The sequence below is a fragment of the Microbacterium sp. M3 genome (assembly GCF_033548675.1).
GTDB classification, from domain to species: domain Bacteria; phylum Actinomycetota; class Actinomycetes; order Actinomycetales; family Microbacteriaceae; genus Microbacterium; species Microbacterium arthrosphaerae.
In genome coordinates, this window is record NZ_JAWTZT010000003.1 from 342,007 (window position 1) to 367,711 (window position 25,705).

The 25,705-nt window shown below is 66.5% G+C and carries 19 protein-coding genes and 1 pseudogene; 5 read left to right on the forward strand and 15 right to left on the reverse strand.

The genetic code is table 11. The annotated features are described in order from the left end of the window. Positions 1–2: 2 nt before the first annotated feature. The 5 genes from R8Z57_RS11340 to R8Z57_RS11360 all read right to left on the reverse strand — a co-directional run bounded on the left by R8Z57_RS11340 (position 3) and on the right by R8Z57_RS11360 (position 5,439). Positions 3–1,028 carry a glycosyltransferase family 2 protein gene (locus tag R8Z57_RS11340; protein WP_318353872.1) on the reverse strand — a complete coding sequence of 342 codons (1,026 nt, stop codon included), beginning with the start codon at positions 1,026–1,028 and terminating at the stop codon, positions 3–5. 81 nt (positions 1,029–1,109) lie between these two features. Then, a complete protein-coding gene (gene glf, locus R8Z57_RS11345) occupies positions 1,110–2,246 on the reverse strand; it encodes a UDP-galactopyranose mutase (RefSeq protein ID WP_318353873.1) in 1,137 nt (378 codons plus the stop codon). 68 nt (positions 2,247–2,314) lie between these two features. Continuing rightward, complete coding sequence (locus tag R8Z57_RS11350) at positions 2,315–3,295, reverse strand: glycosyltransferase family 2 protein (protein WP_318353874.1); 981 nt, start codon at positions 3,293–3,295, stop codon at positions 2,315–2,317. Positions 3,296–3,334: 39 nt separating this feature from the next. Continuing rightward, positions 3,335–4,528 carry an ABC transporter ATP-binding protein gene (locus tag R8Z57_RS11355; RefSeq protein ID WP_318353875.1) on the reverse strand — a complete coding sequence of 398 codons (1,194 nt, stop codon included), beginning with the start codon at positions 4,526–4,528 and terminating at the stop codon, positions 3,335–3,337. Beyond that, on the reverse strand, positions 4,528–5,439 hold the full coding sequence (locus R8Z57_RS11360) for an ABC transporter permease (RefSeq protein WP_318353876.1): 912 nt from the start codon (positions 5,437–5,439) through the stop codon (positions 4,528–4,530). Before R8Z57_RS11360 ends, R8Z57_RS11355 begins: the two co-directional genes overlap by 1 nt. Before the next feature lie 131 nt (positions 5,440–5,570). On the opposite strand from R8Z57_RS11360, the gene R8Z57_RS11365 reads away from it, so the two are divergent. Next, positions 5,571–6,437, forward strand: coding sequence for an NAD(P)-dependent oxidoreductase (locus R8Z57_RS11365; RefSeq protein WP_318353877.1), 867 nt, complete (start codon positions 5,571–5,573; stop codon positions 6,435–6,437). A gap of 15 nt (positions 6,438–6,452) precedes the next feature. Here R8Z57_RS11365 and R8Z57_RS11370 read toward each other — a convergent pair whose 3' ends face one another. The 4 genes from R8Z57_RS11370 to rfbA all read right to left on the reverse strand — a co-directional run bounded on the left by R8Z57_RS11370 (position 6,453) and on the right by rfbA (position 11,881). Further along, positions 6,453–7,661 carry an alginate O-acetyltransferase AlgX-related protein gene (locus R8Z57_RS11370; RefSeq protein ID WP_318353878.1) on the reverse strand — a complete coding sequence of 403 codons (1,209 nt, stop codon included), beginning with the start codon at positions 7,659–7,661 and terminating at the stop codon, positions 6,453–6,455. Next, positions 7,658–8,968, reverse strand: coding sequence for an acyltransferase (locus R8Z57_RS11375; RefSeq protein ID WP_318353879.1), 1,311 nt, complete (start codon positions 8,966–8,968; stop codon positions 7,658–7,660). Before R8Z57_RS11375 ends, R8Z57_RS11370 begins: the two co-directional genes overlap by 4 nt. After that, a complete protein-coding gene (locus R8Z57_RS11380) occupies positions 8,931–10,919 on the reverse strand; it encodes a rhamnan synthesis F family protein (RefSeq protein ID WP_318353880.1) in 1,989 nt (662 codons plus the stop codon). Before R8Z57_RS11380 ends, R8Z57_RS11375 begins: the two co-directional genes overlap by 38 nt. Positions 10,920–11,005: 86 nt before the next feature. Next, a complete protein-coding gene (gene rfbA, locus R8Z57_RS11385) occupies positions 11,006–11,881 on the reverse strand; it encodes a glucose-1-phosphate thymidylyltransferase RfbA (protein ID WP_318353881.1) in 876 nt (291 codons plus the stop codon). Positions 11,882–11,999: 118 nt separating this feature from the next. Between rfbA and rfbB the strand changes: the two genes are divergently transcribed. The 3 genes and pseudogenes from rfbB (at position 12,000) to R8Z57_RS11400 (ending at position 14,734) form a co-directional block, all read left to right on the forward strand. Beyond that, positions 12,000–12,998: a dTDP-glucose 4,6-dehydratase gene (rfbB, locus tag R8Z57_RS11390; RefSeq protein ID WP_318353882.1), complete on the forward strand. Its 999-nt coding sequence runs from the start codon at positions 12,000–12,002 to the stop codon at positions 12,996–12,998. Further along, positions 12,979–13,554 (forward strand): annotated as a pseudogene (locus R8Z57_RS11395) (dTDP-4-dehydrorhamnose 3,5-epimerase family protein); the annotation flags it as partial. The gene rfbB and the pseudogene R8Z57_RS11395, both read left to right, overlap by 20 nt. A 43-nt stretch (positions 13,555–13,597) precedes the next feature. Then, on the forward strand, positions 13,598–14,734 hold the full coding sequence (locus tag R8Z57_RS11400; protein WP_318353883.1) for an NAD-dependent epimerase/dehydratase family protein: 1,137 nt from the start codon (positions 13,598–13,600) through the stop codon (positions 14,732–14,734). 47 nt (positions 14,735–14,781) lie between these two features. Here the strand turns inward: R8Z57_RS11400 and R8Z57_RS11405 are convergent, their stop codons facing one another. From R8Z57_RS11405 to R8Z57_RS11425, 5 genes are all read right to left on the reverse strand, one after another. After that, entirely contained in the window at positions 14,782–18,252 is a 3,471-nt protein-coding gene (locus tag R8Z57_RS11405; protein ID WP_318353884.1) for a hypothetical protein, read from the reverse strand. Between the two features lie 86 nt (positions 18,253–18,338). Continuing rightward, complete coding sequence (locus R8Z57_RS11410; RefSeq protein WP_378722473.1) at positions 18,339–19,469, reverse strand: glycosyltransferase; 1,131 nt, start codon at positions 19,467–19,469, stop codon at positions 18,339–18,341. A 2-nt stretch (positions 19,470–19,471) separates the two neighbouring features. Further along, a complete protein-coding gene (locus R8Z57_RS11415) occupies positions 19,472–20,947 on the reverse strand; it encodes an LCP family protein (protein WP_318353886.1) in 1,476 nt (491 codons plus the stop codon). Continuing rightward, on the reverse strand, positions 20,944–21,411 hold the full coding sequence (gene purE, locus R8Z57_RS11420; protein WP_318354085.1) for a 5-(carboxyamino)imidazole ribonucleotide mutase: 468 nt from the start codon (positions 21,409–21,411) through the stop codon (positions 20,944–20,946). The genes R8Z57_RS11415 and purE overlap by 4 nt, the downstream gene beginning before the upstream one ends. A gap of 252 nt (positions 21,412–21,663) precedes the next feature. Then, entirely contained in the window at positions 21,664–22,803 is a 1,140-nt protein-coding gene (locus R8Z57_RS11425; protein WP_318353887.1) for a 5-(carboxyamino)imidazole ribonucleotide synthase, read from the reverse strand. A 66-nt stretch (positions 22,804–22,869) separates the two neighbouring features. Here R8Z57_RS11425 and R8Z57_RS11430 point away from each other — a divergent pair, with 66 nt between their 5' ends. Next, complete coding sequence (locus tag R8Z57_RS11430; protein WP_318353888.1) at positions 22,870–24,243, forward strand: hypothetical protein; 1,374 nt, start codon at positions 22,870–22,872, stop codon at positions 24,241–24,243. 239 nt (positions 24,244–24,482) lie between these two features. Here R8Z57_RS11430 and R8Z57_RS11435 read toward each other — a convergent pair whose 3' ends face one another. Further along, complete coding sequence (locus R8Z57_RS11435) at positions 24,483–25,631, reverse strand: polyprenol monophosphomannose synthase (RefSeq protein WP_318353889.1); 1,149 nt, start codon at positions 25,629–25,631, stop codon at positions 24,483–24,485. Between the last annotated feature and the right edge of the window lie 74 nt (positions 25,632–25,705).

Below are 25,705 nucleotides of genomic sequence, written 5' to 3' on the forward strand. Positions count from 1 at the left end.
CGTCATGAACGCGTCTCGGAGGGCTCGTCTCTCGAGGCATCGGAGATGACATCATGCGTCTCGGTCGACACATGCGACGGGAGCGACCCTGCGAAGTTCACACGTTCTCCGACGACGACGCGCGGTTTGCTCGTGACCCGGCCGTTGATGCTCAGGATGTACTCCCCGAGCACGCCGATGAAGAACAGCTGCGTGGCACCGAGGAAGAAGATACCGACCGTGGTGGAAGCCTCGCCGACCGGGTAGGTCTCCCAGTTCACGAGCTTGTTGATGAGTACGAAGATCGCGACCCCGAGACAGATCAGACCCACGATCGCCGCGATGAACGTGGCAAGTCGCATCAGCAGCTTCGTCGACGACGTGATGCCCTGCATCGCGAAGTCGTAATTGCGCAGGAAGTTGAAGTTGGACTTGCCGCGGGCGCTCTTCGCCTGGTCATACTGGATGATCTCGACGTTCAGGCCGTACTCGGCGACGACAGCCTTGAAGAACGGCTGGATGTCGTCGATCTCCTCCAGCACTCGCACGAAGTCGCGATCGTACAGCCCGTAGCCGGTGAAACGCGGGATCTGGGTCGTGTCGGAGAACCACCGGATGACCGCGTAGTAGAAGTGCCGCAGCCCGGTCATGATGAAGCCCTCATCGCTGCTGCGTCGCTGCCCGATCACCACCTGCTTGCCCGACTCCCAGGCCCGGACAAACGCCGGAAGGTTCTCTGGCGGATCCTGAAGGTCGCCGAAGAGCATGAATGTGGCATCGCCGCTGCCGTAGGTCAGGGCGGAGAAGACGTTCCGGTGGAATCCGAAGTTACGTGCGTTGAAGACGGCCTTGACCCGCGGGTCCTGCTTCGCGAGGCGGCGGATCTCTCCTCGTGTGCCATCGGTCGAGAAATCATCGACGAAGATGATCTCGTAGTCGTAGTTGGGGAGGTCGTTCCGAAACACCGCGGTGAGTCGATCGAACATCTCCTGCACGCTGCGCTCTTCGTTGAAGCTCGGAATGACGACACTGATCGTCCGTCTTGACAAGGTGCTCCTCGATCGTGCCTGCGGGGTCTAGCGCCCGGCAAGTTTACCCCAACCCTCCCCAGCGCCCGAACCGTGACGGGCTTAGGCCAGGCGGTTGCTCCACATGGAGAGGGCGGCGCCGATCGCCATGTGCATGTCGAGGTATTGGTAGGTCCCCAAACGCCCGCCGAAATAGACGTCGGCCTCCCCCTTGGCGAGTTCGCGATAGGCCAGCAGACCCGCGCGGTCGGCTGGCGTGTTCACCGGGTAGTACGGCTCGTCCGCTCGCGACGCGAAGCGAGAGTATTCGCGAACGATGACCGTCCTGTCGGACGGGTACCGGTCGGCCCGCTCCGGATGGAAGTGACGGAACTCGTGGATGCGGGTGAAGGGCACGTCACGATCCGCGTAGTTCATCACCGACGTCCCCTGGAAGTCCGAGACCGGAACGACCGCGCGCTCGAAGTCCAACGTACGCCACGAGAGTTCTCCGGCGGAGTAGTCGAAGTAGCGGTCGACCGCGCCGGTGTAGACGATCGGCACCTGACCCACCGTCGCCGCCTTGTTGAAGGGCTGGGCCTCGTCGAAGAAGTCGGTGCCGAGCGACACGTCAATGTTCGGGTGATCCGCCATCCTGGTGAGCCAAGCCGTGTACCCGTCGACCGGCAGACCCTCCCACCGGTCGTTGAAGTAGCGGTTGTCGTAGTTGTAGCGCACCGGCAGCCGGCTGATGATCTCCGCGGGAAGGTCGCGAGGATCCGTCTGCCACTGCTTGGCGGTGTAGTCCCTGATGAACGCCTCGTACAGCGGCCGCCCGATCAAGGCGATCGCTTTCTCCTCGAGGTTGGCTGCGCCCGACGGGTCGAACTCCCCTGCCTGCTCACGCACCAGCGCGCGTGCCTCGTCAGGCGAGAGGGCCGCGCGGAAGAACTGATTGATCGTGCCCAGGTTGATCGGCAGAGGATAGACGACCCCGCGATGGGTCGTGTAAACCCGGTGCGTGTAGTTCGTGAACGAGGTGAAGCGGTTGACGTACTCCCACACCGACGGATTGGAGGTGTGGAAGAGGTGCGCTCCGTAGCGATGCACCTCGATCCCGGTATCGGGGTCGTCTTCGCTGAATGCGTTGCCGCCGATGTGATCCCGGCGATCGATGATCGTCACCTTGCGACCGGATGCCGCGGCGCGTTCCGCGATGGTCAATCCGAACAGGCCGGAGCCGACGACGAGCAGATCCATCAGCGCACACCAGGATTCGACACGTCACAACCCTAAGCGGTGAGCGATGCACCGTCGAATGCGCCGCCTCAGCGGCGCCGGTGGATGGTGCGATCGTAAACCTTGACTTCGAGGGCGCGCACCCAGTGCAGCGCCGTGCAGCGGACCCGCTGCCAGAGCGTGAGTCGGGAGCGCAGCGCCGCGACGTAGCGTCGGTCGTCCTCGTAGGTCGCCTGGTCGGCAGGGGTCACGACGCTGCGACGCTCACGCTCGATCGCGTGCAGTCCGAAGTATGCACGCGCGGGGAGAATTCCGTCAGCGAGGGCGAGCTCGAAGCACCGGCCATGAGCCTGGACAATGTCGTGGTAGTAGTCCGTGGTCCTGAGATTATGGGACACGCTGTCCGGTCGCTGCAGCCAGTAGTACAGCCGATCCTCGCACGACGCGACGCGCCCCATCCGCTGGTAGAGGTCCATCGCGACTGCGACGTCCTGCGCGTAGCGGCGCGCCGGGAAGCGGATCCCGTCGAAGAGCGATCGCCGGTACAGCTTGCCCCAGTTCGCCTCGCTGAAGTAGTAGAGGTCGCTCCGTGTGAGCCTCCGCAGGAGCACGCTGAAGACGCCTTGGTAGTGCTTGGCCGGGTCGTCGAAAACGATGAAGCGCCCGGGCGGCTCGCCGGCCATGCTGTCGCGGAGCTCGGACGCGCTGCTCGCGCCCACATTGAACCAGCGACAGCAACTCATGTCGGCGTCCGAGGCGAGGAGGATCTCAACCAGACGGCCGATCATCCGCGCGCTCATCAGGTCGTCGTTGTCGCAGAACGTGACGAGCTCGCCGGTGGCGGCATCCAGACCGCTGTTCTGGGCGGCGGCGATGCCGCCGTTTTCACGATGGATGACGACCACGCGGTCGTCGGCTTCGCGGAACTCGTCGCAGATCCTCCCCGAGCCGTCGGTGGATCCATCGTCGACCAGGACGATCTCGAGATGGCGGTAGTCCTGCTCCAGGATCGACGAGATGCACGCGGACAGGTATGGCTCGGCGTTGTACACCGGCACGATGATCGACACCGTGGGCATTGACGACCGATCGTTCATGGTCGGCGCCGCTCAGGCTGCCGTGATCGAGGCCGCGACCGTGCCGATGCTGCCCTCGTCGGCGACGATCGTGAACCGAGCACCCTGCCACAGCACATGCGTATCGTCGGGGATGTTCGGCCACACGTTGGCGTTGACGAAGTACTGGCCAGCGCCGAAGTTGGCGCTGGCGATCGTGAACTCCATGCTGGAATCGCCGGCGGGAATCGCCGGGAGTTCGACTTCGAGCCGTTCGGTGTTCGAGGCCAGCACCATCTGGCCGGTCGGGGTGTCGACGCTGAAGCCGATGGACCAGTGTGGTACCGGATTCTTAGCGCGCACGTGCATGCGGATGCGGATCGGGGAGCCCACATGGAACTCTCCGCGCCCGACGCCGTCGGCGTCGAGCAGTTCGATACGAGTGATCTCGATGGGCTTCGTCGTCTCGATGGGTCGCGCCTCACCGACGCGGCGTCCTTCGAGCACGTCGCGCAGCGCCGATACGGCGTCGTTCACCTCACCGTCGAAGACCACCCGACCGTCCTGGAGGACGACCCCGCGATCGCACAGCTCCTGCACCTGGGCAGCCGAGTGCGACACCAGCACGATCGTGCGGCCCTCGCTGCGGAATCTCGCGATCCGCTCCATGCACTTGCGCTGGAACGCCTCATCTCCCACCGCGAGCACCTCATCCACGAGCAGGACGTCGGGATCGGTGTGGACTGCCACAGCGAACGCGAGTCGAACGAACATCCCGGAGGAGTAGAACTTCACCTGGGTGTCGATGAAGTCGCCGATGCCGCTGAACTCGAGGATGTCGTCGAATTGCGCGTCGGTCTCGGCACGGGTCATGCCCATGATCGATGCGTTGAGGTAGACGTTCTCGCGGCCGCTCAGGTCCGGGTGGAAACCCGCGCCGAGTTCGAGCAGCGCCGCCATTCGCCCCCTGGTCTCCACGCGTCCGCTCGTCGGCGACACGATGCCGCCGATCAGCTTGAGGAGCGTGCTCTTGCCCGACCCGTTCGGTCCGAGCAGGCCGACGGTGGTGCCCGCCTCGATGTCGATGGTCACAGCATCGACCGCAGTGTAGTCCTGCTTGTGCGCTCGTCCTCGACGTCCGGCGTGGACGATGCGCTCCTTGAGGGTGTTGTCCTTGCGCACGGTGAATCGCTTCGTGACGTCGTCGACGCGCACGACGACGGGACCAGGATTGTGCGGGACGGCCATCACATCTCCTGCGCGAAGTTGCCCTGCAAGCGCGTGAAGACGCGATGCGAGATGACCAGGAGGACCAGGCCGATCACTCCAGCGACCACGATCCTCAGCAAGAGGTTGTCGGGATAGTCGGCATCCGTGCCGGCACCCCAGAAGGCCTTGCGGAAACCGAGGACGGCGAGCGTGATGGGATTGTCTGTGTAGACCTCGATCGCCCATGGCGGAAGGCCCAGTGAGTCGAACGTGTCGACGACCATCGTCCAGGAGTACACGATGGGCGAGCCCCACATCGCGAGCATCATGAAGACGTCCGTGACGTACTGGACGTCACGGAGATACACGTTGAGGGCCGACAGCAGGATGCCGAGGGCGAGCCCGTACACGAGGATCAGGAGCACCGACGGCACGATCCACAGCATCTCGGGTGGCGTCGGCAACGCCTGGAAGATTATGGCGCCGGCCAAGAGGACCAGCGTCTGGACGAAGAACATGAAGCCCGAGGCGCCGACGCTCGAGAGGGGGAAGATCTCACGAGGGAGATAGATCTTCTTGACCAGTCCCGCATTGCCGAGGATCGACATGGTCGAGCCCTGGACCATCTCCGCGAAGAAGCCGTAGATGGTCAGACCGGCGAACAGGAAGATCGCGAATTGGTCGATGCCCTCAGCCGCTCTCAGGAACTGGCCCAGAACGAGGTAGTACATCAGGAACTGGACAATCGGGCGGATCAGGGTCCAGAGGAAGCCGAGGACGCTGTCGCGGTATCTGGCCTGCAGATCGCGCCGGATGAGGAGTCCCAGCAGGTCGCGGCGCGTGACGATCTCCCGGACCTTGCCGCCTCGTCCGGGGAACTTGAGGCCGCGTGCGTCCGAGATCGTGAATGGGGTCCCGGCGATACGAGCGAACCGGTCAGTCGTGTCCAAGTACTCCACCTACGTCAATCAACTGGACAACTATACCCGGCCTCTGTCTGGCAGTTCGGCGCGCGCGCACGCCGGTATCCTCGGATGCGAACCACCCGCGCAGTGTGTTGCCGCATCGATCTCGTCGTCGCGTGGCGCTGCCCGAAAGGATGATCGGAATGTCTAGAGTCGTCGTCACCGGCGCAGCCGGCTACCTCGGCCCGCACGTCGTCACCGCGCTCTTAGAGCGTGGACACGATGTGGTGGCGGCCGTGCGCTCGGGCCGCGGTGTGGAGCTCGATCCCCGTGCCACCGTCGTCGAGGCCGACATCCTCGCACCAGATTTCGAGCCGGAAGTCTGGGGTGCGACGCCGCACGCGGTGGTACACCTCGCCTGGAAGGACGGGTTCCGTCACAACTCGCCCGCCCACATGTCGCAGCTGTCGGCGCACTACGACCTTCTCATGCGGCTCGCTGAGCGCGGTGTGGCGCGAATCGTGGCGCTCGGCACGATGCACGAAGTGGGTTACTGGGAGGGTGCCATCGAGGCGTCCACGCCCACCGCCCCTCTCTCGCAGTACGGGATCGCCAAAGAAGCACTCCGCCGCTCACTGGCCCTCGCGGTGCCGGAGTCCACTTCGCTGGCCTGGGCCCGCGCGTACTACATCTACGGCGATGACCGGCGCAGCGAGTCGATCTTCCGAAAGCTGCTCGATGCCGCCGACGCCGGCCGGACCGAGTTCCCGTTCACGTCCGGAAAGAACCTCTACGACTTCATCCGGGTCGAAGAGCTTGGCCGACAGCTGGCGGCGCTCACGGACGCCGAGGATGTGAAGGGCACGTTGAGCTGCTGCTCGGGAAACCCGGTCTCGCTCGCGCAGCAGGTAGAGCAGTACATCGCCGACAACCACCTCGGACTCACGCTGCAGTACGGCGCCTTCCCGGATCGTCCGTATGACTCCCCGGGCGTCTGGGGCGATGCCACGATCATCCGTGAGGTGATGGAACGCGACCGCTGACAGCCGCAACCGGTCTCAGTATCCCGTGCCGACGCCCGCGGGCGGCGCGTTGACGAGGTGACGTTCGGCGAGCTGAACGATGACGATGTCAGGTTGATACTGATCGACCAGAGCACGATAATTCGGCGGGGTCGACCAGTCGTCGTAGCGGTGCAGCTCCTGGCGCGTCTTGGCGAATTCCTGGCCCCAGTACGGGGTGAGCGCGTTACCCATGGAGTCACGCAGGATGAGCGCTTCCGCGGATGTCTTCGCCGCTTCCGTGGTGGTCGAGGCCGGGAGAAGGGCGTAGTCCATCGGCTTCGATCCATCGATCGTCACCTTGCTGCCGTCCGCGGCCACGACCTCGACATCCGCGAAATCCTCAGCGAAGTCGGGCACCGTCCACGCAGGCTCCGCGTCAGGCACCCCGTAGGCGGCGTACTCGTTGTAGACGCGCGTGCTCTCGACTGCATCGATCGCGGGAACCCAGAAGGGAGTGTCGGCGGCATTCGTGGCGTCGCGACACGCGGCGTAGGTCTCCCACGCGACGTAGCCGCCCCAGTCGGTCCAATGGCTGTTCACGGGTGTGAACACGGCATCCGATGCGGCCGCCGCGCGAAGGTCGTGACGGAAGTCGACGACGGGCAGGTCCGACGACGCGGCCAGGAACTGGTCCAGCGGAGTCGATCCGACGATGCCGGCGGTCCATTCGGGCAGCTGCTCAGGGTAGATGGTGGACGCCGACGGGATGATCTGGATCGAGAACTCTATTCCCTGGGCGTCGAGCGCTTCCGCGAGCGTCGAGAAGTAGTCGTGCCATGCCCCGACCTCTCCGACAGTGAGGTAGCGCCGCCCGACCGCCTGGGAGAAGCTCTCCTCGACCTGGTCGTTGTAGAAGGCCCAGCCATCCTGTCCGAGCACGACAGGCTCGTCCAGGGAATCTGCGTTCGCCGCCCAGACCTGCTCAGACGCCGCGGCATCGTCGATCCAGGGCTGTTCATCCGGCACGGCCGCCTCGGGCCCGCAGGCGGCGAACGTCCCGTCGTCGGCGCCCGGAGCAGGTGCGAATGCTGCCGGCTGCGCCGCGGCCTCGTCGAGCCGGTACTGCGTCACCCAACCCACGAGAGCTGCAATGAGCGACAGGACGGCGAGGATGATGAGTGGGATGTCGCGATATCGCCGCCACCATCGTGGCGACGGCAGACCAGCGCCGTGGACGATGTCGCCGCCGCCGCTCGCGCTCATGCTCCACCCTCCCGCGGGGACACGAGCACGCCGGTGTCCGCCGCAGGCTCGGACAGCTCAGCCGACTTCGCCGGCGCTTCGGCTGCAGCCGAAGCGGTCACTGCGGTGGTCGCTGACATGCCCTTCGGCAATGGCGGCTTCGTCACCGCCCGATGTGGATCCAGCCAGTCCATCGCAACCGCGCGGGGACGCGCGGTGCGCACCAATATCCCCGACAGCCACTTCGGCGTCCAGTCCTTTAGCTGCAGCGCGGGGCGCTCGATGAGGTGCCAGCTGAGGTACGCGTACGCATGGCAGCCCGCGACGATCACGAGGTGATAGACCAGCCACCCCGCCTTCTCGAGACCGAAGTAGGCGCCGAACTGCATGAGCGGCCAGGCAACGATGTAGATCCCGTACGAGAAGTCGCCGTGCTTGTCCCAGTTCTTCAGCACCGTCGCCTTGATGGCGAACCACAGGAGCACGTAGCAGAACGCGTACTGCCCGACGATGAGCCAGCCGCCCTTCACGTACGTGAACCCGGCGATCAGCATGCAGGCGATCGCGAGCCGATTGTCGATCGGTATCTTGTCGCCGTAGGTAGCGAACAGGATGCCGAACGCGAACGGGGCGTAGAGCAGGAGCACGCGGTAGTCGCCGAATGCCGGCGTGAGCGCCGAGAGGTTGCCCACGCCGAACCACTGCATCATCGCAAGAAGGATGATGCCGCCGGAGATGATCGCGCCGACGGCACGGTTGGCGAGGGCGCCCATGATGCCGAGGATGGCGACGAGGATGTAGCAGCCGAACTCGAACGCCAGCGTCCAGGCGGAGCCGTTCCACTCGAACCCGCCATGGATCGTGTAGAACGGGATGCTCGTGCCCATCTCGGCAATGTTGTGCTGCATCAACGGCAGCCACATGTTGTTCGAGAAGTAGGTGAAAGGCGATTCGACGGTGGCGTCCCAAAACCCGTCCATCGACCCGTTCTCCTGCAGCCACGCGATCGGCGCGAAGATGTAGGCGGTCACGATCAGGATCAAGAACCAGCCCGGGAAGATGCGCATGATGCGCCGCCAGAAATAGCGGGGCGTGGATGCCCGACCCATCTTGCTCTTGGTGATCAGGAAGCCCGAGAGAAAGAAGAATCCGGCGACGGCGACGCCGCCCAACGACTGCTCGTCGCTCCACTGCGTGCCGAGATCGTGTCCGCCGTAGAAGCCACCGAGCGGCCCTGCGTGCGAGAAGATGACCATGAAGGCCATCAGCCACCGCAGGAACCCGATGCTGTTATTCCGCGGGTCGAAGCTCTCCTTCAGTGAGGTCACCTTCCACCTCCTCGCGATGCTTCGCGATCTCGGACCGGTGCCTCAGCCGCCACAGCCACGCATGAGCCGCGCGCGCGGGCTTCTCAAGCGGGCTGAGGAAGGAGGCGATCCGCGGGTGATTGAGCTTCAGGTACACCCGGGTGAGTGCGACGATCCCGCCGTGGCCGAGCCAGCCCGCTCGATGCAGGAACTGAATCTGATCGATCGGGTAACCGGGCATCGTCGCGCCCATCTGGTCAAGCTTGAAGTCCAGCGCCGTGTGGCTGACAGACGTGTGCTCCAGCGTCGCGATGGTGCGCGAGTGGTAGCCGAGCTCGGCGGCCGCGTACGCGATCAAACGCTCCTGTACGTGGGCGAGGCTGCCGTCGGTGTGCCGGTTGGGCGCCGCGTACTCGTCGTACCTCCATTCCCGGTCGGTGAGGATCTTCAGCGCCTCCGGCCGGGCGAACCACATGCAGCCGTAGGGCGCAAGCGGGGAGATGTCGTCGAACGGTACGCGGATGCCGAGCTCCGTGCAGAGTTCGGCGGCGGGCTCCTTGTTCGCGTACCACCCGCGACCCATCGTCGGGTAGCCGATATGGATCATCGGGGGGAATGCAAGTCCGAGCCCGCTCTCCTTCTGGAACAGCGCGACGGCGTTGGCCGCGTAGCCGGGTGAGTTGAGCACGTTGTCGAGCTGCTGGAATTTGAAGTAGCGGCCGGCGTTGTAGGAGTCCTGCACGGTCTTCTTCGAATGGATCTTGACCACGAGATCGTAACGGCCCACCTCGAGCACGTCACGGCATGCGATGAAGAAGGCGCTGAGATCGCGGCCGCGATTGGACGGGAGGATGCGGATCTCGTAGCGGGCGACCTTCTCATCCGCGCGCCGGTCGACGACCTCCTGGATCGCGGCCGACTTCTCGGCGTCGGTCGTGGTGATGAACAGGTCGAACTGCTCCGGCAGCATGACGAGGCGGTCGAGGAGCTCGTCCGTCATCTCTTCATAGAAGATGTGGACGACCGCAGCGAGGCGCAACGGTGCGCTGGGGTCGTACGACACGTCGACGTCGGGCAGGATCTCCATCATCGACGCGTCGGTGTAGAGGGCCTTCGGCGGCGAGTTCTTCACCAGGTTCTGGTACATCATGGCGACCGGGTAGCCGTAGCCGGCGGCTTTCTCGATCGTCCATCGACCGATGACGGCATGCTGATCGAGGTACGGCGGATAGTGGAAGAACGCCCGCCGCTTGAGTGCCGGGCAACCGTCGTCCATGAGCAAGTCCGCGTTGAAGAGCGCAGGATGCTTGGACGGATAGTCATCGACGGGAAAGGCGACGCTGGACGCGAACCCGAGCTCCTCGAAGTGGTGGGTGAACTTCGACTCGTGCTGGAGGATCGAATCGGTATAGGTCGTGATCATGGGCATCTGTGCCCAGTACTCGAGCCACTGCGCGCTCGTGAACATCGTGCGACGCACGGCGATCCAGTGCGACTGGATGTGACGATGGAGGATGCCGGTGCGGGTGTACGGGTTCGGGATCTCCTCGCCGTAGTCCGTGAGACCCCAGAAGTGTGCAGGCACCTGATCCATTCGCTCGAACAGCGGAGCGAACGACCGCACCGGCCCGAACCAGGTGTAGTTCATCAGGATCAGCTCGTCGTATTCCGCGAGCCGATCGATGCCGAACCGCTCCATTGCGGTCTTGTAGCCCCAGACATCGAAGCCGACGTTCGCGCGCGTCCAGACGGTGTCGGCGACGGCATCCAGCCGCGCACGGCCCTCGGCGGTGAGTTCGCCGTTGACGACGACGAAGATGTGCTCCGCGAACGGACGAAGCTCGCGGAGCTTGTACACGATGTAGTCGTCGACGTCGCCACGGTTGTCGTGCAGCAGGTAGAAGACGACCCGGCGTCCATCGGCCGGGAACGGGCCAGGCTCAACGACAGCCGCGCGATGCTCGATCTGCAAAACTCACTCCTCGGTACTGCACTCGCGCCTGACGCACAAGCCGGGGCGCAGCGGCACGTGTCCGCCGACCCAGAGATTCTACCCGGCTAGTTCGCGCGTCCCTGCGCGAGGATGTCGAGCAGGTACGCACCGTAGCCGCTCTTGACGAGAGGCTCGGCGCGTTCGCGCAGCTCGTCGTCCGTGAGGAATCCGAGGCGCCATCCGACTTCTTCGGGGCTCCCGATCGACAGGCCCTGACGCTTCTGAACGGTGCGGATGAACTCGGTGGCCTCGCTGAGCGAGTCGAAGGTTCCCGTGTCGAGCCATGCCGTTCCGCGCGGGAGCACCTCGACCTGCAGATCGCCCCGCTCGAGGTAGACGCGATTGAGATCGGTGATCTCGAGCTCTCCGCGCGGAGAAGGGCGCAGCTGCTTTGCAAGCTCGACGACGTCATTGTCATAGAAGTAGAGCCCCGGGATGGCGTAGTGACTGCGCGGCTGCGCCGGCTTCTCCTCCAGCGAGAGCGCGCGGCCAGTCTCGTCGAATTCGACGACGCCGTACGCCGAGGGATCGCTCACCCAATAGCCGAACACAGCGGCCCCTGTCAGCGACTCGTAGCGACGCAGCCGGGTTCCCATCCCCGGTCCGTAGAAGATGTTGTCGCCGAGTACGAGCGCGGCCGGCTCGGAGCCGATGTGCTCCTCGCCGATGATGAACGCCTGGGCGAGTCCGTCTGGCGAGGGCTGCTGGGCGTAGGAGAGCGAGACACCGAAGCGCGAGCCGTCGCCGAGCAGCCGCTCGAACTGCTCGGCGTCGTGAGGCGTGGTGATCACCAGGATGTCGCGGATGCCGGCGAGCATGAGCGTCGACAGTGGGTAGTAGATCATCGGCTTGTCGTACACGGGTACGAGCTGCTTGGAAATGCCGAGGGTGATCGGGTGCAACCGGGAGCCGGTGCCCCCGGCGAGAACAATGCCGCGCATCGTCACATTGTCTTTCATCGACGGGCTTCAGACAAACCGCGCGGGACGTCAGACCGGCGCCGACGGCAGCTGGGGCAGCCGTCTGGCAAGCCCGCCGGCACCCGGTAAACTCGCTCGAATGGACAGACTCCTTGTGACCGGCGGAGCGGGATTCATCGGCTCGGACTTCGTGCACTACGTGCTGGCGAACACCGACAAGACCGTGACGGTCCTCGACAAGCTCACGTACGCGGGTAGCCTCGCCTCGCTGGACGGACTGCCGAGCGACCGCTTCCGCTTCGTCCAGGGCGACATCTGCGACGCCGCACTCGTCACCCAGCTCTTCGGCGAGCATGACGCCGTCGTCCACTACGCAGCCGAATCGCACAACGACAATTCGCTGAGCGGCCCCGGTCCGTTCGTCCAGACGAACCTGGTCGGAACGTACACCCTCCTCGAAGCGGCGCGGGCCACGAACGTGCGATACCACCACATCTCGACGGACGAGGTGTACGGCGACCTCGAACTCGACGACCCCGAACGGTTCACCGAGCAAACGCCATACAACCCCTCCAGCCCATACTCGTCGACGAAGGCGGGGTCCGATCTCCTGGTTCGCGCCTGGGTCCGCTCTTTCGGCGTCGCCGCAACGATCAGCAACTGCTCGAACAACTACGGTCCGCGTCAGCACGTCGAGAAGTTCATCCCCCGGCAGATCACCAATGTCCTGGACGGCGTGCGCCCGCGCCTCTACGGCGACGGCCGCAACGTACGCGACTGGATTCACGCCGACGACCATTCGTCCGCGGTGCTGCGTATTCTCGAGCGCGGCCAGATCGGCGAGACGTATCTCATCGGGGCGGACGGCGAGAAGTCCAACCGCGACGTGGTCGAGATCATCCTCGAGACGATGGGGCAGCCCACAGACGCCTACGACCTCGTCGTCGACCGTCCGGGCCACGACCGCCGCTACGCAATCGACTGGTCGAAGCTGCGGGAGGAGCTCGGCTGGGAGCCCCAATACCGCGACTTCCGCGCTGGCATCGCCGACACGGTCGCGTGGTACCGCGAAAACGAGTCATGGTGGCGGCCGCAGAAGGCCGAGGCCGAGGCCAAGTATGCGATCGCGGGACAGTAGGCGATCGATGGAGTACGGCAAAGCGCTCGCCGCGCGCGAGACGACGATTCCCGGGCTGATCCTCTTTGATCTGCCGGTCCACGGCGACAACCGCGGCTGGTTCAAAGAGAACTGGCAGCGCGAGAAGATGATGGCGCTCGGCCTGCCGGACCTGGGGCCGGTCCAGAACAACATTTCGTTCAATCGCAACGTAGGCACGACCCGCGGCATCCATGCCGAACCGTGGGACAAGTTCATCTCGGTCGCCACAGGACGTGTGTTCGGCGCCTGGGTCGATCTGCGGGAGGGCGACGGCTTCGGTCGGCTGTTCATCGCCGAGATCGACCCGTCAAAGGCGATCTTCGTTCCGAGCGGGGTGGGTAACGCGTTCCAGACGCTCGAAGCCGACACCGCGTACACCTATCTCGTCAATGCTCACTGGACACCCGAGGCGCAGTACACGTTCCTCAACCTGGAAGACGAGGCGACCGCCGTCCCCTGGCCGATCCCCATCGCAACGGCAGAGGTCTCCGACAAGGACCGTCAGCACCCCCGCCTGAGCGACGTCACCCCGATCACGTCCTGACCTGCACCTCGTAAGACTGGGGAAGAAGCACTGCATGCCCGAGAACGTCCTGATCACCGGCGGAGCCGGCTTCATCGGCTCGACCCTGGCCCGCCGGCTCGCGGGGGCTGGGCACCGCGTCACGGTGCTCGACTCGCTCCTCGCGCAGGTGCACGGCGACCACCCGGCGACCACGTCGCCCCTGCTGCGATCCCTGGACGGCGTCGCCGAAGTCCGCGTCGGCTCGGTCACCTCGCCCGATGACCTCCGGGCCGCCCTGTCGGACGCGACCGTCGTGGTGCATCTCGCCGCGGAGACAGGCACCGGGCAATCGATGTACGAGATCGACCGCTACGTCGACACGAACGTCGGAGGCACGGCGAAGCTGCTGAATCTGCTCGCCAACGAGCCGCACACGGTACGCCGGATCGTCATTGCTTCGTCGCGCTCGATCTACGGCGAGGGCGCATACGAGTCTGCGACAGGCGAGACCGTGTTCCCCTCCCACCGATCCGCCGCTGCGATGGCGGCCGGCGACTTCGAGGTGCACGGCGCCGACGGCGGACCGCTCACTCTCATCCCGACCCCAGAGTCAGCGAGACTGCATCCGTCGTCCGTCTACGGGATCACCAAGCACGCCCAGGAGTCGCTCATCATGACGGCCGCGCCGGCGATCGGCGTTGAGGCCGTTTCGCTGCGGTACCAGAACGTGTACGGGCCGGGACAGTCACTCAAGAACCCCTACACCGGCATCCTGTCGATCTTCTCCACGCTGATCCGGCAGGGAAAGCCGATCAACGTCTTCGAAGACGGCCGTGAGAGCCGTGACTTCGTCTACATCGACGACGTCATTGAGGCGACCTACCTCGCGTGCACGCGCCCGGATGCCGCGGGCGGCGTGTTCAACGTCGGCTCCGGGGTGCAGACGAGCGTCGTCGAAGTGGTCGACGCGCTCTTCCAGGCCTTCGGCACGGATGTCCCTGTGACCGTGTCGGGCAACTTTCGCGTGGGGGACATCCGCCATAACATCGCCGACACCACGCTCGCCAAGGAGCTCCTTGGCTTCACGGCCCAGGTGCCGTTCGACGAAGGGATCCGACGTTTCGTCGCGTGGGTGCTGACCGAGCCCCTCGATGGGGATGGCTACGAGCGCTCACTTGCCGAAATGGCGGCGCGCGACCTCCTCAAGTGATCGCGGCAGCCGAGTCGGCTGCGCGGTCAGCCGAGTCGGCTGCGCGGTCAGCCGAGCGTGCCATCCGGGACCACCCAGACCTTCGACGGCACTCCGTACGTAGACGAGATCCAGGCCAGCGCGGCCGGGTCGGTTACCGCACCGAGTCCACCCGACGCGAGGTAGATCTGGGCATCCGGATACTCGCGCACGAAGTGCGGTCGAAGCTCCGATCCGGCTGACGGCAAGCCCTCCGTCGCCCGCGCCCCGATGGTCGCGAAGGAGAGCCCTGAGTACGAGCTCGCACTCACTCCGAGCCACCCCTCTGTCGTGAGGATGTAGGTCTGCGATCCAGTGCTGACGCGCGTGGGCAGGTCACCCTCCGTCTTCAGCAGATCGATGGAGGCCGGTGATATCGGCCAAGCCGCCGCAGTGAGCGACCCGATCCGGCCCGCGGTGGGAAGCGCGAAGGTCCGCCCGTCTCCGGTGATCACGCGGACATCCCCTGCGCGGTCGTCGTACGTTCCGACGCCGACCACCGGCTGGCCGAGGCGCAGCTGAGACATCACGCCGGCCGACACTGGAGTCGAGCCCGTGCCGATCCCGTAGGCCGCGAGGACGCGGGGGTCAGGAACCTCGCGTCGCGCTCCCCCCTGTACGAGCCAGACGTAGCCCTCAGAGGAACGAAGCAGGGGCGCAAGGTTGCCGCCGTCGCTCAGTCCCGACAGCTGTGCCGCCGTGAGGGTGCGGATCGACGCGCAGTCCCTGCCGAAGTCGCCAGCTGCGCCGCAGCCGCTCATTCGATAGCGTGTCGTTCCGTCGATGAGGAACACCGCACCCGAGGCATCCTTCACGACGAGATCGTAGTTGAGTCGAAGGCCCGCGACGACGCCGCCGACGACCGGCCACACCTTCGTAGGCACCCCGTAAGTCGAAGTGATGGCCGCACGCTCGGCGGACCCCGCGACGAACTGGATCGCCCCGCCCGAGACGAGGTACTCAAGAGACGTCGCCTCGTCGCGGATATAGTGCGGCCGCTGCTCATTGCCCGCCACGGTGATGCCGGTCCATGCGCGCGAAGCCAGCGGGGTGAAGACGCCGTCGCCTCCGTACGCCGCTGCCGAGACCTCGAGCCAGCCCTCCCGCGTCAGGACGAACGCCCTTCCATCGCTGCGCATGCGAGACGGAAGCGGCCCGTCGACCGTGATCTTCGCAAAGCTCGCGGCGGTAAGGGACCGCGCGGATGCGGCCACCACGCCGGTGGCCTGAAGATCGGTGAGCGTGTACTCGCCACCCTGGGTGACGACGATGCGTCCTGATCCGCCGTCGGTGTACACGCCCGCCGTGAGCACGGGCTCGCCGACGGGGAGCGTCGCCGCCGTGGCAGCCGAGACCGGGCTGGCGGTCGTCGAGATCCCGTACATCGCGAGGATTCCCGGGTCGAGCACTTGCCTGAACTGTCCGCCCTGCGCCAGCCAGATCGTCCCAGAGGGCGCCTTGACGAGGTCGCGGAGGGTGCCGGCATTCGCGTATGTGCCGATGGAGGTCGCGCTGACAGTCCGCAGCGTGTTGCAGTCGCTTCCCCAGGCCGCGACCTGCCCGCAATCTCGGAAACGGTAGGCGCGCGCACCGTCGAGGAGATACGCAGCGCCCGCCGACGTGCGCACGAGGCCCTCCGCCATCGACGTCCCGTCTGCGATGGTGCCGTCGAGCGCGACCCACACGCGCGGGTTGACGCCATAGGTGCGAGTGATGAACGCCTGGTCGGCGCTCGAGACGGCTTGCATAGTGCCGCCAGAGATGAGGTATACCTGCGCGTCCGATCTCTCACGAAGGAAATGAGGGCTGGCGACGCGACCCGCAGAAGGCAGCCCAGCCGCCGCACCGGGCGGCAGCGACGTGAACGGGAGCCGCGCCGGATAGTCGGCGACCGAGACCTCAAGCCAGCCATCATCGAGGAGCACGTAGGATCGGCCGGCGGAGGTCATGCGCTGCGGCATCGATTGGACCGGATTGAGGAACGCAAACGACTCCGAAGTCACTGTCCGGGAGGCGCCGGCGACCGCGGTGCCGCTGGCGGCCTCTGGCAGGGTGTACACACCCCCATCGGTCACGATGCGAGGCGGGTTCGCGGCGTCGCGGTAGATCCCGACGCCGAGGACCGGAGCTGCCACCGGGTACTCGGCGATCACACCGCGCGACACGTTCGTCGCGAGCGCCGGGATGCCGTAGCGGGGCAGCATTGAGAGATCGAGGATCTCTCGGCGCGTGCCGCTCTGGATGAGCCAGCTTGTCCCATCGGATCTGACCACGCGCTCCAGACTGCCACCGTCTCGGTAGCGCGCTGCCTGGGCGTCGCTCGCGACCGGAAGGCCGCCGTAGTCCCATCCGAAGTCGGCGACTTGGTAGACGTCGCGAGCGGCGAAACGTTCACCACTATCCAGCAGATATACGATGCCGCTCAACGTGCGGATCGCGCGGTCAGCTGGACCACGATCCGGGTATCCGTCGATCTCCGACCTGCTGACGTCGCGAACGGGCGAAATCCACGTGAACTGCGCGGCCATCTCGGCCGTCGCGAGTCGCCAGCGAGCCCCCTGGCTCACGACGTACCGCTCAGACGTTCCCGACACCTGGAGCACCTGCAACGTCTCACCCGACACCGACCCGAACCAGTCTGTGAAGTACTGGAAGAAGTTTCGGTTGCCGTATGCCGAACAGGCATCGCCTTCGCCGTAGCCGGCGCGGATCGCCGCCGCATTCGGCTGATAAGGCGTGTAGTAATAGAGGTTGGCGGTCGCCTGGTTCTGGATGTGCACCGGTGCCGACCCGCAGGCGGCGTTGGGGTGCCAGCGCACGTTCCACGTCTTGCCCGGGGCGTACCACGTGAAGAACTGGCTGGTGCCAGGCGGGTTCGCGTAGCGCTTCAGCTGCCAGGCTGCGCCATACACCTGATTGAAGAATCCGTAGTAGCGGGTGTCACAGGCTGCAGTATCGGGACATCCCTGCCCCATAGCGATCGTGTAGCGCCAGTCCGACGGCCAGGTGTGGTTGACGAGTCCCTGCTCCTTCTGAAGCATGACGAGGATCACCTGAGGGTTGATCCCACACGCCTGCGCAACCTTGTAGATGATCGCGGAGGCCCGCTCGCGGTACCCGCCTGGATAGGCGCCGCACATCGCATCTGCGTTCGTGGCGCGTGAGGTGTCGTACCAGTCCTTGAGACAGACGTAGCCTGCCTGGCAGTTGGGAACCTTGGACTGCAGGAACTGCTGGATCTGCGCCTCGCTCATGGTGCCGCGATCGAAGAACTTGGCGTCGCTGATGATGTGTCCTGGCTGGAACTGGGAGAGGTCGGCCATTTTCGCGATCGTGGCCGGCGCGGCAGTCGACGCCGAGGGGACCGCTGCCGCCGCGGGATCAACCTCCGCGGCCGTCGGCGCAAGTAGCAACGCACCGATCAGACTCAACGCCGCAGCGAAAACACCGATACGACGCCGCGTCGAAACGCGGCGTTCCCCCCTGGAACCTGCAGCCACGTGAACAGTGTGACGCATGAGACGGATGGTAACGTGACGCCTCGCCGGAGGGAATAGGCCGATCTGCGCACCGAACGACCGAGCACTCAGATCTCCGCGTGGAGCATCCACACCTTGTCGGCAGCCTCGCGCCACGAGAACGCACGCCCTCGGTCGCCCGCGAGAACGCCCAGCCGCTCCGCCGCCGACGTCGAGCTGAGACCGGCCGCGATCGCAGCACCCAGTCCCTCACCGAGGCCCGAGGCATCCGGCGCCTCGACGAGCACTCCCCCGTCGTGCATGACCTCCTCGTGCACGGCCGACGCAGCCGCGATCACCGGCACCCCCAACGTCAGCGCATCCACCACGCGCCAGGGGAAGGCCGCACGGCGCGACGGCGCCACGAACGCGACTGCCGCCCCGAACACCGCCGCGCGGTCGTCCGCCGACAGCACGCCGCGCACGTGCAGCGCCCGCTCCGGCACTCCGGCCGCCGAGCCGAGGTCCGCCACAGCGGGTTCATGTCCCTCTTCGACGTCGATCACGACGACGGGAAGATCGATTCCGGATGCCGCCACCGCAGCGAGTCCGGCATCCAACCCCTCCGAGCCCAGCGGCCCACCGGCGAGCAGTACGTACCCCTCGGGCAGATCGAGCGAACGCCGCCGCCCGACCTCATCGGTCGGCACCGAGAAGCCGAGCGGCGACGCACCGGCGATCACTCGCGTGCGCCCACGGAGCGCGGGGGCGATCTCGACCAGTCGCGACGCCAGCGAGTGCGTGGGCACCACGACGGCGTCGGCGTGCTTCGCCGCGCGCTTGAGCATCGCCTTGTGCCAGGCGGCAACGGCCTTAGGCAGCTCGGCGGGCGACTCCCAAGGCCGCAGATCCCACACGGTGACGACGGTCTGGTCGTGGTTGTGCACGCGGTCGTGGCGCACGAGGGGTGCGAACAGCGACGGCGAGTGGATCATCCCGCCCCCGATACCCGTCCCCACCCCGAGCTGCAGCGCGGCCGCGAGTTCGCGACGCGGCAGCGCCGTACGCCGCACCCCGGCGAGCCCGGGGACGGCGTCGAAAGCCTCGTCCGCTCCCCCGGCCGGGGCGACCGCCTCGACCTCGCACCCCGTCGGCGCGCCCATCACCAGCGCGCGCGCGAGCTCGCGCGACGCCTCGGCCACCGGGGCCTCGGTGGGCGCCACGAGCTGATCGAGCACGACACGAAGGGTTGCAACCACGATCACTCCCCCGAAGGTGTGGGGGTCGGCGGATGGAGCGTCGTCTGCATCAGCTCGGCGATGTAGGCATAGTCGGGATCGAACTCGTCGATGCCGCCGGCGGGTGTCAGCTCGATCGTGGTCACCTGCTGCTCGCGCGCCTTCATGCCGAGGTCGACGAGCGTCGGGATGAGCGACTGCGGCAGGTCAGTCTTCACGATGTCGGCGCCGGCCGCGGCGACGTCCTGGAAGCGCGTGAGCACCACCTGCGGCGTGAACTGCGCGAGGATCGCCTCCTGCAGCTCGCGCTGGCGCTCCATACGGTCGAAGTCGCTGGTCGTGTAGCGCGATCGGGCGTACCACTGGGCGGTGTCGCCGTCCATGTGCTGCTGGCCCGGCTCGATCCAGCCGATCGCCCAGCTGTCGACGTCGTGCGGGTCGACGCCCTCCGGCGGCCCGCCCTTCGGAAGGCGCTCGGTGACGTTGATATCGACGCCGCCGAGCGCATCCACCAGCGATGCGAAGCCGTGCATGTCGACGAAGACGTAGTACGGGATCGTGATCCCGAGAATCCCCTCGGCGGCGTCCTTCGTCGCCTCGATGGCGGGTTCCGAGCCGTTGGCCTCCGCGTCCGGGTAGAGCGCCGTGCCGTCCTGACACACCTCGACCTCGGTGCGCAGCTGGTTGATGCCGCTCCCCCAGCCGCAGCTCGGGTCGGCGTGGCCCTCGTGCCCGTTCGGGTACCGGTCCTGCATGGGCCCCTCGGCGAACGGGAAGTTCGGCATGTCACGAGGGATGCCGGTGATCGTGGTCGCCCCCGTCGCGGCGTTCACCGACACCACCGAGATGCTGTCGAACCTCATCGAATCGCGGCCCTCGCCGCTGTCGGCGCCGAGCAGCAGGATGTTGTAGTAGCCGTCGTCCGGCGGAACGGTCGGACCGCTCGCGCCGAAGATCGAGCTGATCGTGCTGCGCACCGTCCCGACGGCGTTCGAGGCGTACGCGGCGGTCCCGCTCGCCACGACCATCAGCGCGATGCCGACGAGCGCGATCGCGAAGCGCGCCCATGTGCCGGTCTTGACGAGCCGCACCAGCCGCAGCGTGTCGATCGTGAGCACGGCCCACAGCACCGCGTAGGCGATCAGCAGCCCCTGGGCGATGAGAAGCGGCAGCGGACGCAGCAGCCCGAGCCAGTCCGGCAGCCAAGCGCTCGTGATGATGCTGAGCCCGGCGGTCGGGGCGAGCAGAGCGAACAGCAGCGCCACGACAGCGAGCACCCACATCAGCAGCGTCGCCGCGATGCCGAACCGACCGAGGCGGCGGTTGCCGGCGAGCACCTGCGCGGACCCCGGGATGAGGAAGTTGAGGGCGATGAGCCACCACCCGCGGCGGGTCATCACGGCGCGGGACGAGGCATCCGGATACCGCATCGGCCGCTCTTCGACCACGCCCGGCCCAGCCGGGCGGGCATGCGTGCGCGGTGCGCTCATGACGCTCACAGCGACTCCTTGAGCCGCCGGTTCTTCTGCTCGACCTGAGCTTCGAGATCGCGCGCATAGGCCTCGACGCGGTCGGCGACGGCAGGGTCGGATGCCCCGAGGATGCGTGCGGCGAGAAGCCCGGCGTTCTTCGCGCCGTTGATCGAGACGGTCGCGACCGGGATGCCGGCGGGCATCTGGACGATGCTGAGGAGCGAGTCCATGCCGTCGAGGGTCGCGAGCTGCACCGGCACGCCCACGACGGGGAGGGCGGTGAGCGACGCCAGCATGCCCGGAAGATGGGCCGCTCCGCCGGCGCCGGCGATGATGACGCGGAGACCCCGGGGGCGAGCCTCACGGCCGTAGCTGACGAGCTTGTCCACGGTCCGATGCGCCGAGACGACCTCGACCTCGTGCGGGATGCCGAAGTCGGTGAGGGCCTGCGACGCGTCGCTCATGACTCGCCAGTCCGAGTCCGAACCCATGACGACGCCGACCAGCGGCGCCTCAGAGGAGTGGAGGGGGTTCGCTTCGGCGGGGGACGCAGTCACTCGTCAAGGGTAGGGGTCGAGGCTGGAAGATCCCCGCAACGGCGCGGTCCCTTCCGGCGTTGCGGGCGCGAAGCGAGACAAGACGCATGGTGGGCGCGCGGCGTCAGGGCGGGCGGATACGCCGGAGCGATTCGTCTCGGTCGCTTCGCTCCCTCGTTCAACGACCGGAGGCCGCCGGCCGGGGCGTCAGGAGTCGAGGAAGACGGATGCCGCGGCCCTGGCCTGGTAGGCGACATCATCGAGGTCGTCGCCGATCACGTTGACGTGGCCGACCTTGCGTCCGGGGCGCGGCGGCTTGCCGTAGGTGTGCACCTTGGCCTGCGGATGCTCGGCCATGGCTGTCGCGAAGCGGGCGTCGAGCGCGTCCTCGTCCGGTCCGCCGAGGATGTTCACCATGACCGCCCAGTCGGCGACGGGATCGGTGTCGCCGAGCGGCAGGTCGAGCACGGCGCGCAGATGCTGCTCGAACTGGCTGGTGACGGCGCCGTCCTGGCTCCAGTGGCCGCTGTTGTGCGGACGCATCGCCAGTTCGTTGACGAGCAGCCGCTCGTCGGTGGTCTCGAAGAGCTCGACGGCCAGCATCCCGGTGACGTCGAGGCCCTCGGCGATCGAGACGCCGATCTCGGCGGCCACCTGCTGGAGGCGTTCCCCGGCGTGCGGGGCCGGCGCGATGACCTCGGCGCAGACGCCCCCGCGCTGCACGGTCTCGACGACCGGGTAGGCCCGCACGGCCCCCGACGGGCGGCGCGCCACCTGTTGCGCGAGCTCGCGCGTGAAGTCGACCAGCTCTTCGACGAGGAGGGCGCCGCCGCGGGCGTCCTCGGCCAGCGTCGCGAACCAGTCCTCCGCCTCGGTGCCCGCCGACACGACGCGCACGCCCTTGCCGTCGTAGCCGCCGCGTGGCGTCTTCACGACAGCCCGGCCGCCGTGGTCGTCGATGAAGGCCTGAAGCTCCGCGACATCGGTGACGGCCGCCCAGTCGGGCTGCGGCATCCCGAGCTCCTGAAGGCGGGCGCGCATGACGAGCTTGTCCTGCGCGAACTTCAACGCGTCGGGGCCGGGGTGCACGGCGACGCCCTCGGCAACGAGCGTCGCGAGGACGTCCTGCGGCACGTGCTCGTGGTCGAACGTGACCACATCGACGTCGCGGGCGAAGGCGAGCACGGTGGCGGCGTCGCGGTAGTCGCCGACAGCGGTCGCGGCGAGGGATGCCGACATCCCCTCGTCTTCAGCGAGCACGCGGATCTCGACTCCGAGCTCGACCGCCGGCGCGATCATCATGCGGGCCAGCTGCCCGCCCCCGACGACTCCTACGATGCGCGTCATACGTTCCTCCTCGCCCATCTTCCCTCGATTCGCGGCGGGGTGGGATGTGAAAGAATTATCGGCGCTGTGATCGCCGCAGCGGACTGGACCTCCTCGCACATGCCCACAGCAGAGCCCATCAGCGCTCGACCCCACGAACGAAATCCATGGCTCGCCGTCGCCGCGCCGGTCGCCGTGTTCATCGTGGCCATGGTCGCGGCGTGGTATCGGATGCCCGCGACGGTCCGCAACACCTGGTGGGCGGAGGACGCACGCATATTCTCGCAGCGGGCGCTGGATCCCAGCAGCCTGCCCTGGTCGGTCTTCACCTCGTACGACGGCTACGTCCACGTTCTTCCGCAGTCGGTCGCATGGGTGCTCTGGTACGCGATCCCCATACCGATCGATCTGATGGCGCAGGCTTTCACCGCCGCGGCCTGTGCCGTCGCGGCGGCGGTGGCCGCACTGATCTTCATCCTTACCGGGCAATGGGGGCTGAACCTCCCCGGCCGGCTGCTCCTCGCGTTCACGACGGTCCTCGTGCCGGGGCTCAGCTACGAACTCATCGGAAACATCGCAAATGCGCACTGGTTCCTCCTCTGGCTTGCTCCCTTCCTCTTCCTCGCGCGCCCGGCCCGATGGTGGTCCTCGGTGCTGCTGGGCATCCTTTCGTTCGTCGTGCTGACCAGCGAAGTGCAGGCGGTGCTGTTCACGCCCCTCCTCCTGTGGAGGGTGACGGACCGACGTCGCTGGCCGCTCATCGTCGGGGCGGGTGCCGGCGCCGCGATACAGGCGATCGCGGTGCTCGGGGGTGGCCGCAAGACCTGGGGTACCGGGCTGCCGAGCGTGCTCAGCATCCTCGACGGATACGCCATGCAGGTCCCGTTGCTCGGACTATCGGGCACAGGCCAGGCTGCGTCGGTGATCGTTGCGTATTCAGGTTGGGCGGCCGCGTATGCTGCGATCATCCCGTTCGTCCTCTGCGCGGCCTGGTGGGCCTGGCGAGCGCGCGGCCGCGCGCTTCTCGCCGGAGGGATTCTCGTCGCGTCCCTCGCGATCTGGACGGCAGGTTATGCCCTGAACCAGTCCTCCGCATTCGACTTCGCGACCGCCGACCGCGGCACTCTCTTGAGCGGGATCCCGCTCCTGCGGTATGCGATCGTCCCGCTCATGCTCCTCTTCGCGTACGTCGGGCTCGCCGTGGGCAGGCAGAAGCTGTCACGCGCCACATTCCATCGGGCTGTCGCGGGCGCGCTCGTCGTGCTGTGCCTCGCGATCTTCGCGGTGAACTACCGGGTAGAAGTGCCATCGCTGCGGACAGTCGGGCCGACGTGGTCGGAGGGACTCAGCGACGCGCGTGAGGAGTGCGAGGAGTCCCCCGGCGACGAGTTCGTCGAGATCCCGATCGCTCCCGTGCAGTACTGGACGTTCGAGATCCAGTGCGAGCGCATCGCCCGATGATCTAAGTCGACGGGCTCCGCCTCACCGCGATGGTCTGCTGGTATGAGGGGCGTTCGGTCGGAGGAGGCAGGGCGCCCCTGACGGCACTGATACCGCGTGTCGCTCTTCGCCTTCCACAGACGTGTCAGCAGCAGAGCGACACACGCCGCTCGTACCTGTGGCATCCGCGCGATGACTTGGACGGGGGCCGCGGGCGATCGCGCCTCGATCGCTTCATCGGTCGGCGTGTCGATCGCCGTTCACGCGGAGCGCTGCGACGCTCTCTCCTCCGGGAGCATCAACACACCATCGGCCGATGCAGTCTTGCTTCGCCGCGGCGCGTAGACGACCAGGGAATGGAAGAAGAACCGGGCGAAGAACGCCGCGACAAGGGTGATGCCCGCGGCGAAGACACTCGACACGTGCCACGTCTCGACGAGGAGCGCCAGGATCGGGATGCGGATGACGGCCTCGGCGTTGTTGAACGTGAACGACTTGAGGAAGCGCAGACGCGTGGTGGAGGCCTGACCGATCATCTCCCGGAATATGAACCGCTCCTGAAGGAGGAAGTTGCCGATGATCGTCACCTCGGCGGCCACGATGGCTGCGGCGATGTAATCGACGCCAGCCTGGGTGAGACCCCACATGATGGCGAGGTTCGCCGCAGCGCCGAGCGCGCCGATGAGCGCGAAGCCGGACATCTTGCCGAAGCGAAGGGCTGTGAGCTGCGTGAGGAAGTGCACGCCCTGGCGCAGAGACGCCTTGGACTCGCCGGCATGACGCTCGGCGAACCGGAACGGGACTTCGCTCACGCGGAGCGACTGCCTGGCGAGGATCTCGAGCAGGATCTTGAATCCGCGAGGCCTGAGTGTCTGGAGTTCGATCCGACGGCGATCGATGAGGAAGAAGCCGGTCATCGGATCGCTGCAGTTCCGCAGGCGGAGCGGAAACATCGATTTCGTCGCCAGCGTCGAAGCCTTCGAGACCATCATCCGCACAGCACCGGCGAGACCGTCGGCCGCGCCGTCCCCGGTGTATCGCGACGCGACGACGACGTCGGCATCCGTCGTCGTGTGGCTGTTGAGAAGGAGCGGTATCACCTCAGGCGGATGCTGGAGATCTCCGTCCATCACCACGCACACGTCACTCCGCGCGCTCTTGATGCCCTCGAGCACAGCGCCCCCGAGCCCGCCGACCGGCTTCTCACGGTGGATCAGACGCACGCTGATTGGACTGAGCGCCGCAACCTCCTCGATGACCCGGGGGGTCTCGTCGGTGGAGTCGTCGACGAACAGCACCTCCGACGGCGTTCCTTCGAGTGCGTCGGCGATGCGCCGCACCAGCTCAGCGACATTCATCGACTCGTTGAACGTCGGTACGACCACGGTCACTTCGGGGAGGTTCGCCATCACTCACTTCGCAGATCGGCTGTCGGACGTGGCAAGGTGGCACGCGCCAGGAGGCGAACCAGCCACGGGGATCC